Genomic DNA, 9,409 nt, shown 5'->3' with positions numbered 1-9,409 from the left:
AAATGATCCCACCCCTGTCCTTTCCTCCCTTCCCCCTATATATAAAGAGTGAGAGGAGGTGATCAACATGGCAGAGGCATTAATGATCGAGACACGGCTTCGTCTAACGTTCGAAACGGGATTAAACGAGAAGGGCGAACCGATTTTCAAGTCGCGCACTTTTGGAAATGTCAAAAAGATGGCGACAGCTGATCAGCTTTTTCAGGCGGCAACGGCAATCGCATCCCTTAGCAAAGACTCCCTATCTACCATTGTCAAAAATGACAGCTTTGACATTCTTGGCTAAGCGGGGGCTCTGGAGCTAGATTCACACATTTAATAAAGCGAAAGGAGGACAAAACCCATGGCAAAATCATTAGAATTAACATTTGTGACGGATTCAGGAAAGCTTTCAAGACTTTCCATCGATAACCCGAAGGAGCCAATTGATCCAGCTGCTGTTAAACTAGCAATGGAGCAAATCATCGCTGCGGATGTGTTCCAAACGATGAACGGCACTCTTGCTTCGGCAAAAGAAGCAAGAGTCATCGAGCGCAGCGTCACCGCCTATGAATTAGTCTAGTTACGCACAATCGTTAACCCAATAAATGAGGCCGGTTCTGCTCCTATGCAGACCGGCCTCTTTGTGTTTTGAAAAAAACTACGGGGCACGCGCTCAAAAACCGACAAGCACACCCCGTAGACCATTTCACTTATATTTTAAACTGCTTAATTATTTCCTGAAGTTCCTCAGCCATATAAGATAGCGAAGAGGCAGAAGCTGCGATTTCCTGCATGGAGGCTAATTGTTCCTCGGTTGCAGCGGAAACATTTTGGCTGTCTGCTGTTGTTTTGACAGCAATTTCTTCGATACCGTGTACAACGCCAACTACCTGTTCAGTGCCCGCTGAAGTTCCTTTTATAGAGACAGAAATCGTTTGAATTTCAGCGCTTACATGATCGATAAATTGCTTGATTTCGTGGAAAGCCTCTCCTGCACTTTGGGCAAGATCCATTCCTTTTTCGATTTCGGTTGTTCCCTTTTCCATCGATTCGACTGCTTGGTTCGTGTCAATTTGAATGGAGGAGATGAGTTGTCTGATTGTTTCAGTTGATCTAGACGATTGCTCCGCTAATTTACGCACCTCATCCGCAACCACGGCAAAGCCTTTTCCATTTTCCCCTGCTCTTGCCGCTTCAATGGCCGCATTTAATGCGAGAAGATTCGTTTGGTCGGCAATCCCCGAAATTACATCAATGATTTGATTAATATCGATTGACCTTTTTCTTAAATCCTCAATGACCACGCTAAGCCTACTAATCGTTTTGTGAATATTGGTCATTTGTTCAGATGTTAGTTGAATCGCTTGATTTCCATTATTGACAATGCTTACAGCGTCCATGGATGTATCGCGGACGGCCTGAGAATGGCTCAGCATTCTTTCCATTTCCCCAGACATCGCCGTTACAATATGATGGCTTTCCTCAACCATCTTGGATTGGCGTTCTGTTCCGGAAGCAACCTCCTGAATGGCATCGACAATTTGCTCCGTTGCAGTATTATTTTGCTCCGAGCTTGCCAACAGCTGCTCCGATGAGGCGGCCAGCATTTCAGATTTCGCATCAATATTACGGATCAGCTCGCGGAGAGCCCCCACCATTTTATTAAAGCTAATGCCTAAATGGCTGATTTCATCATTATTTTTAACATCAAAGGTTTGAGTCAGATCTCCCTCGCTGACCTTTCCAGTTGCTTCAACTAGCTGGTTCAAAGGTCTTGTAATCGACCGGATCACAAAATAAGAAAGCACGGCTCCGATCACGATAAAAAGTCCAACGATTAATAGAGTCATCATGAGAATCGGTTTCATATCCTGACTGACCTCATCTAAGTCCATAACACCAGCAATTTTCATCCCCGTTATTTCGTTCGTTGTAAAATCAATCTGGTTATGGCTATCATTGACCTGTCCATCCTTCTTTTCTAATAAAGGCTGAACCCAGCTGCCTTCTGCCTTTTCGCCTGCTGCAATTTTTGGATGAACAAGGTAGTTCCCTTCAGCACTTATAAGGATCGGATATCCGTTCTTTCCTATCTTAACTCCCTCTGTCAGCTGATTTAATGCTTCAAGGCTAAGGTCCATCCCAAATACCCCTGACCCATCCTCAAGCGTGTGAGCAATGGTCACGATCACCCCGCCCGTAAAGGCATCAATATATGGCTCCGTAATAAACGTTTCATTGCTCTTCGCCTTAGAACCAATGTACCAAGGGCGCTTTCTAGGATCATACCCATCAGGCAAATCCTGTTCTGGATAAGAGAAAAAATCACCGTTCTCTTCTAAACCTATATAAACAACCATCGCTTCCGGATGCAATACTTGATATTCCTTCAATTGCTCGATCGTTTTTTGGACCTGTCCCTCTGAAAAAGAGCTTTTGTTAAAGCTTCCAGCAAAATAAGACGCTGCATTTCCCTTAGGCTCAATAAAGCTAGTAATAAACTTATCAATAACTAAAACATTTTCCCTTGAACTAATCTGGATTTTTTCCTTAATATTGCTTTGCGCATTTAAATAGGAAGAGAGACCGATCGTTACAGATGGCACTAATAATATTAAAATAAATGATAGCATTAGTTTTTTCCTAATCGTCAATGCAAAAATGGGTTTTCTCTTTGGCTTGGTTTTCACGGTGATGTGGGCCTTCCTTTCATATTCAACTTTCTCCGCTTTTATAGTAAAAGCTACCCTGTTAAAAGTAGCCAAAAGGGACTCTTATTCACATTTCGAATCACGGCGATGATAGAAAATTGATTGCAAGATTTATCTGCCGGCGCACTTAATCCCCCCATTAAATTGAAATTATGTAAGCCCTTTCATTAAAATTATAACCGTGTATTCGCCAATTTTCAACAAGATTCAGCATATTCATAAAATTGATTTTACCTTGTTCCTGATTATAAAAAATAGATATAAGGCTGGAGCTATTACATAGTAGAAGAGGGAAGAGGCCGGGGGCTTTTACCGTATTGCCGCATTATTAACTTAGCTATGGGGCATGGATTGGGTGATTCTTCTGTTTTATTGTTATAGAGCCTTCTTAACTACCTTCGACTGCATTTTCTCTTAACGAATGGCGTTATAAAGCCTTCTTAACTACCTTCCACTGAGTTTTCTCTTAACGAATGGCGTTATAAAGCCCTCTTAACTACATTCGACTGCATTTCGCCTTCACGAAGGGTGTTATAAACCCTTCTTAACTACCTTCGACCGTATTTTGCCTTCACGAAGAGCGTTATAACCTATTAACCTCCATATTCACCTACTCTATTAACACCCTAATATTACAAACCAAATTTACTTTGTAATAAAAATAGTTTTATTCTGAAACATTCCTGTTATCTTCCTTTGCTAATATACTCCTTAAGAAGAAAGAAAAGGAGAATCTCTCATGAAAAAACTTCTAATCACAATAACGACTGTATTTTTTCTACTAGTTGGATTTTCGAATGTTGCGTCTGCCGCTGAACATACATATAAAGTAAAAAATGGTGATACTCTTTGGTCCATTTCTAAAAAGAATCAAATTACCCTACAGCAATTAAAATCATGGAATAATCTTAAATCAGATATGATTAAGCCTAATCAGGTGTTAAAGGTGGCTCCTGCATCAGCAACTGCTGAAACCAAACCGCCCGCTCCCGCTGTGAAAGCTGCGAGCTATAAAGAAATTACTGTTAAAGCCACTGCATATACAGCTAGCTGCAAAAACTGCAGCGGCATTACGGCTACAGGACTAAATTTAAAAAAGAATCCAAACTTGAAAGTCATTTCTGTTGATCCTAAGGTAATACCGCTCGGATCGAAGGTTTTTGTACCAGGTTACGGGGAAGCGATCGCTGCCGATAAAGGCTCTTCTGTAAAAGGAAACAAAATTGACGTGTTTATTCCTTCTCACAAGCAAGCGATTCAGTGGGGAAATAAATCCGTGAAGATTAAAGTGTATAACTAATTTAAAGAGACAAAAAGAGAGCGACTCTTATTTTGAGCCACTCTCTTTTTTTATTGAAGTTTGTCCTAACTGGATTGTTTTAATAATTCAGCGGCTTCGGACTCGCTGATGTCTTTAATTAAACTTAGTTCACTTATGATATTCCGCTGCGCTTGATTGAGCATTTGCCGTTCACTCGTATTAAGCGACTTTTCCTTGTTGCGATGCAGGAGATCCCGAACAATTTCAGCGGAATCCTCCACCCTACCTGACTTCAGCTTCTCCATGTTCGATTTGTATCTTTCCTTCCAAGGAAGGCCGCAGTCTGACTCCACATTGTGAATATCAAACAAAATATCTTTCATTGTTTCTCCGTCTAGGATGGAGCGAACACCGGAATCCGTCATTGTTTTCAATGGAAGCATGACGTCCATTTTATTCAATGGTATGTGAATCACACAATACTCCTGTGTCTTCCCTAGAATTTCCCGTTCTTCTATGGCCTCAATGATACCTGCCCCATGCATTGGATAAAAAACCTTATCGCCAATTTGAAACATATCATCACCTCCATATTACCTTCATTAATAATGGTAACACAGATAGTTATTTTTATCAAATTTTTAAATATAACACGAAACAATTATTATCGTCAATATATTTCTTGAAACTTTTTTAAAAAAATTCACATATGAATATTAGGGGTTTATCAGACCAACAATGCTAGAGATTCCTAACTAGGAAACCGACAAGACACCCCATTCCAAAAAATGATATAATTATTTCTATTGACTATTTGTAAAAGGAGGGGTTTCCATGTCTACCATTCCAGAGCATTTCCTCGAACCGTTGGATTTTGCGGCGAATGAATTGAAGGATATGCTGAATCCGAAGTCGCCTGATGATGAGCGCTTGGTTCAGAAGGGACTGATGCTTTTTCGGCAGGGCCTAGTTTCTCACGTTCGCTTTGATCGGAACGAGATCACGGGTGTGGTTCAGGATGTGACGCCTGCAAAGGTTAGGCTTGATCCTAATTTTATCAATTTAAGCGAATGCTCGTGTCCGGCCGATGGGTTCTGCCGGCATCAGCTTGCTGTGTTTTTCTATCTTCTTTCGCAGGCGAAGAGTGTGACGGATTGGGTGAATGATTGGAGACAGCCCTTGCAGGAGAGTAAAACGGTCAAGCTTCTCGGCCTTCAGAGAGCAAAGGACCTGTTAACGACTTCAAGCAGGCAAAAGCCTGATTATGATAACTGGGTGGAAACCATTCACGAAAGCTTCGACACGATTATGACCGGGAACGGTGAACCGAAGCCCTATTATATGAATGAACTTTTTCAAATCTATACGAAGCGATGGCAAGCCAATGCACCTTTTGAGCAGGAATGGAAGCTCCTTTATCACTTGATTGGCTACTTCTTTAGCTTTAAAAAGCTGATGGAACTGAGCATTCAGTTCGGGCACTCGGGAGAAATCATAAACCGTTACTATCATCATCTTTATCAGGATTTGATGGAGGATATTTTGGATGTGACCCATAAACTATCGGTTCACTCCCTCCCCTTTGCCTTCGATGATTTTATTGAAAAATTAAAAGGGGATTCCACCGATATCCTTCAATATGATTTTCCGCTTGAATTTGAACAAACTCAATTGTATCGAATCCTGTGGATGAAATTTTTCAAGAAAAAGGCTTGGTGCCAGGAAGAAATCGAAAAACTGCTGGCCATTAAGGACAAAAATTTCCCGATCATTGTGGCCATTATTCATCAATATATCCTATTGGGGAAAGATGAGGATGCTATTGATCTTTTGGCGGTTCCTGAAAAAGAGATGACTCCCTATTTTCTGACTTGGCTTGATTATTTTACTCAACAGAAGGAATGGAAACGAATGAGTCCTTATGTTGAGGAATTTATTAAGAGGCTTCGGGAGTACCTTCAACTATCGCAGAATCATTATGTTAACCGGAATTTCTCTAATCTTGCCATAAAAGTGATACAACCTTTCTGTTCAGCAACGGGCAGAGACGATTTATATGAAAAAGCTCTCGTTGAAACGCTGCCATTCAGCTTTAATGAATATGAATATCTTCTTTTTGAAAATGGCGCCTTTGATCGCTGGATTGATTTGCAGGCCAGAATGGACCACGATATTGACGAGCTGCCAAAGAGCCGAATCAAGGAAATTGAAAACGATGCACCGGCTCTGCTTTTGCCGCTTTATCATCAGTCGGTCCAAAATCATATTTCCCATAAAGGCCGAGACCATTACCGCGTGGCTGTCCGGAAATTGAAAAAGCTCCGGACGTTGTACAAGAAGCTGAAAAGACAGGATGACTGGGTGTTTTTCCTAGACACCCTGCTTGAAAAAACAAAGCGGCTTCGTGCCTTTCATGAAGAATGTAAGAGGGGAAAGCTAATCGATGCTTGAGATCAGAAAGATAAAAATTTACGTCCAACATATAGATACGAACCTATATAGCCTTTCTGCGCAGAATGATGAGGGGGCTTTTTTAAAACCTGAATTCTGGGGCAAGCTGCTGTTTAATCATCATGAGGAGAGCTTCTATGGAACTCTTTTTCAAGATCATAAAGCCGCGGAGGAGAAGGAAATTCCCCTTAACGGCTGGCAGCTTGTCACGTTGTTTGCGAAGGAACGATTTAATTCATTTATCGAGTGGGATTGGGATGAGCTGGCCCAAATTTGTTTAGCTGCCTCTCTTCCTATTTATGAGGCCATTTCCGAAAAGGAATGGATCCCTGACTTTTCGGCCTGGGAAAACGGCCAGTTCCGCTGGGCGCTGCCTGACCGGGTTGTGCAGGAATTTGGTTCCTCCTTTTGGGAGCAGATGATTGGGGAAATGTCTGTTAAGGATTTTACCCACGAGATGTTTCATCATGCATTGGATGCGTTTTTTGAGCGTAATCACAAGCTGAAAGCCGATTTAAGTGGAAAAATAAATACTTTACGCGGAAGTGAGCTTTCTCCCCGTGATCTTGCTGCCTATTTTGACGAAGAAAGCTGGCAGGAATGGATTGGTCTCAAGGAAAACGAGACTCCTTTTTCCATTGGACTGAAGCTGGAGGAGCCTGCCGAGATGGACGATTCATGGGAGCTCAGCATTTTTCTTCGTGGAAAAAAAGAGCCGGATCTGCTAGTGGATTTGCATGATTATACGAATTATCCGCGCGGCTGGAGGAAATACGAAGAGGCGATCACGAAGGAACAGGAAAGATGGCTGAACGTTTTTCCTTGGCTTAAGGGGGATGGGGGTGTTACGACCCGCTTAACAGAGGATGAGGCGTGGACTTTTTTGACCGAAGCGAGTGAAACTCTCCTTTCTTTAGGAATTGAAATTCTGCTGCCTTCATGGTGGCTGGCGATGAAAAATGCCAGTCTTAAGGTGAAGGCTCGTCTTAAAGGGCAGTCCACTAGCCATCGCCCATCCTTTGTCGGGCTTCAGGCGATGCTGGATTATGACTGGCGGATTTCCATGAATGGAGTGGATTTGTCAGAGGATGAGTTCAACAGCATGGTGGAGGAAAAAAGACGGCTCGTTTATATTCGCGGAAGATGGATTAAGCTTGATCCTGGGTTTGTACGGCAAATACAGGATTTAATGAAAAAAGCGGAAAAGGAAGGACTTCATGTCCGCGATTTAATTGAGCAGGAGCTTCTTGCTGATGAATCTGAACAAGAGGACGAACTCGAGAATCCAAAAGCCTTTGCCCGAATTCAAATTGAAATGAACCGACAGTGGAAGCAAATGGTGAAGCAGCTTCGCGATACTAAGGATATCCCTCTCGTGGAAGTCCCCGCTGCATTTCAAGGGGAGCTCCGTCCTTATCAAAAGCTCGGCATGAGCTGGCTGCTATTTTTGCGCAAGTATGGATTTGGCGCTTGTTTGGCGGATGATATGGGGCTTGGCAAAACAATTCAGCTGATTTCCTACCTTTTAAAAGTGAAGGAGGAGGAAGCAGACTCTGGGCCTGCGCTGATTATTTGCCCGACCTCCGTGCTCGGAAACTGGCAAAAGGAAATTGAGCGGTTTGCCCCTGAGTTGAATGTGTATCTTCATTATGGGGGGAACCGGTCTAAAAGTGAGGAGTTTGTGGAAAAAGCTTCTGCAGCCGATGTCGTTCTTACCTCGTACGGACTGACCGCTCTAGATGTCGAGGATTTCGAGAGTGTCAAATGGGGCTCGATTAGCATAGATGAGGCACAGAATATTAAAAATGCGCAAACGAAGCAATCGAAGGCGGTTCGGAGGCTAAAGGGCAAGCATCATATCGCTTTGACCGGCACCCCGATGGAAAATCGCTTATCTGAGCTTTGGTCGATTTTTGATTTCACCAACCACGGCTATTTAGGCAGCATGGGCCAATTTCAAAAGCGCTTCGTCCTCCCGATTGAGAAGGATGATAATAAGGAAAAGGTTGGGCAGCTTCAAGCTTTTATCCGCCCTTTCCTGCTTCGCCGCACGAAACGAGACGAAGAAGTGGCGCTGAATCTCCCAGACAAGCTCGAGCAAAAGGAATACTGTCCGTTAACAGCGGAGCAGGCCTCCTTGTATGAACAGCTCGTCAAGGATACATTTGAGCAAATCGAGAGTTTATCAGCATTCGAGCGAAAAGGATTAATCTTGCAAATGCTCAGCCGGTTGAAGCAGCTTTGCAACCACCCCGCTCTTTATTTAAAAGAGGAAAAGCCATCGAAGGTGATAGAGCGTTCGGCTAAGCTTGAGAAGCTGAATGAATTGGTTGAGTCGGTTCTGGATCAAGGGGAAAGCTGCTTGATCTTTACTCAATATATTGAAATGGGAAATATTATTCGCGGGATGATTAAGAAACGATTCGGTGTCGAGGTGCCGTTTTTGAATGGCAGTGTTCCGAAAAATGAACGCGACCGGATGATTGAGCAGTTCCAAAGCGGGAAGTTTCCTGTCTTTCTTTTATCCCTAAAGGCGGGCGGAACCGGTTTGAATCTGACTGCGGCCAACCACGTCATCCATTATGATCGCTGGTGGAACCCTGCCGTTGAAAACCAAGCCACCGACCGTGCCTACCGCATCGGCCAAAAACGCTTCGTCCACGTCCATAAAATGATCTGCACCGGCACCCTCGAAGAAAAAATCGATGCCATGCTAGAGAAAAAGCAATCGTTGAACGATCAAATCATCCAAAGCGAAAGCTGGATTACCGAGCTTTCTACAGATGAATTGAGGGATTTGGTGTTTTTGAATTAACGTGGTGGTGCTGGAGCGAAATATCTTCAAGGTGACCGATCTAAACCGATATAACCGGGAAAGTTGCAGATATTTAAGTTTGCCGGACAGCTTTTCGGGGTTTTCACAAAACCTGTCCAAGTAACCTAACTTGATGGACAGCTTTTCGCGGTTTTCACAAAACCTGTCCAAGTAATCTAACTTGATGGA

The 9,409-nt window shown here is 43.0% G+C and carries 7 protein-coding genes; 5 read left to right on the top strand and 2 right to left on the bottom strand.

Annotated elements, in window-relative coordinates; all coding sequences use genetic code 11:
• Positions 1-82 precede the first annotated feature (82 nt).
• A complete protein-coding gene (locus V7127_RS25315; RefSeq protein WP_335490915.1) occupies positions 83-286 on the top strand; it encodes a DUF1659 domain-containing protein in 204 nt (67 codons plus the stop codon).
• Between the two features lie 57 nt (positions 287-343).
• A complete protein-coding gene (locus V7127_RS25310) occupies positions 344-562 on the top strand; it encodes a DUF2922 domain-containing protein (protein WP_335490912.1) in 219 nt (72 codons plus the stop codon).
• A gap of 130 nt (positions 563-692) precedes the next feature.
• On the opposite strand, the gene V7127_RS25305 is transcribed toward V7127_RS25310, so the two are convergent.
• Positions 693-2,615 (bottom strand): methyl-accepting chemotaxis protein, encoded by a 1,923-nt coding sequence (locus V7127_RS25305; protein WP_438824066.1) that lies wholly within the window; start codon positions 2,613-2,615, stop codon positions 693-695.
• An 817-nt stretch (positions 2,616-3,432) separates the two neighbouring features.
• Between V7127_RS25305 and V7127_RS25300 the strand changes: the two genes are divergently transcribed.
• The gene (locus V7127_RS25300) at positions 3,433-3,993 is read left to right on the top strand and encodes a 3D domain-containing protein (protein ID WP_335490906.1); all 561 of its coding nucleotides are present in this window, start codon (positions 3,433-3,435) and stop codon (positions 3,991-3,993) included.
• Positions 3,994-4,058: 65 nt separating this feature from the next.
• Here V7127_RS25300 and V7127_RS25295 read toward each other — a convergent pair whose 3' ends face one another.
• Positions 4,059-4,532, bottom strand: coding sequence for a CarD family transcriptional regulator (locus tag V7127_RS25295; protein ID WP_335344538.1), 474 nt, complete (start codon positions 4,530-4,532; stop codon positions 4,059-4,061).
• Positions 4,533-4,788: 256 nt separating this feature from the next.
• On the opposite strand from V7127_RS25295, the gene V7127_RS25290 reads away from it, so the two are divergent.
• Both V7127_RS25290 and V7127_RS25285 read left to right on the top strand, forming a co-directional pair.
• Entirely contained in the window at positions 4,789-6,405 is a 1,617-nt protein-coding gene (locus tag V7127_RS25290; RefSeq protein ID WP_335490903.1) for an SWIM zinc finger family protein, read from the top strand.
• On the top strand, positions 6,398-9,220 hold the full coding sequence (locus tag V7127_RS25285) for a DEAD/DEAH box helicase (protein ID WP_335490902.1): 2,823 nt from the start codon (positions 6,398-6,400) through the stop codon (positions 9,218-9,220). The genes V7127_RS25290 and V7127_RS25285 overlap by 8 nt, the downstream gene beginning before the upstream one ends.
• Positions 9,221-9,409: the final 189 nt, after the last annotated feature.

Origin of the sequence: Bacillus sp. JJ1773, from assembly GCF_036962035.1 — a bacterium.
In the GTDB taxonomy this organism is placed as follows: Bacteria; Bacillota; Bacilli; order Bacillales; family Cytobacillaceae; genus Cytobacillus.
This window is presented reverse-complemented; position numbering and strand designations above follow the sequence as displayed.

Coding starts and splice junctions, on each gene's coding strand:
- V7127_RS25315 (WP_335490915.1), top strand. CDS start 83: ATGATCGAGACACGGCTTCGTCTAACGTTCGAAACGGGATTAAACGAG.
- V7127_RS25310 (WP_335490912.1), top strand. CDS start 344: ATGGCAAAATCATTAGAATTAACATTTGTGACGGATTCAGGAAAGCTT.
- V7127_RS25305 (WP_438824066.1), bottom strand. CDS start 2,615: ATGCTATCATTTATTTTAATATTATTAGTGCCATCTGTAACGATCGGT.
- V7127_RS25300 (WP_335490906.1), top strand. CDS start 3,433: ATGAAAAAACTTCTAATCACAATAACGACTGTATTTTTTCTACTAGTT.
- V7127_RS25295 (WP_335344538.1), bottom strand. CDS start 4,532: ATGTTTCAAATTGGCGATAAGGTTTTTTATCCAATGCATGGGGCAGGT.
- V7127_RS25290 (WP_335490903.1), top strand. CDS start 4,789: ATGTCTACCATTCCAGAGCATTTCCTCGAACCGTTGGATTTTGCGGCG.
- V7127_RS25285 (WP_335490902.1), top strand. CDS start 6,398: ATGCTTGAGATCAGAAAGATAAAAATTTACGTCCAACATATAGATACG.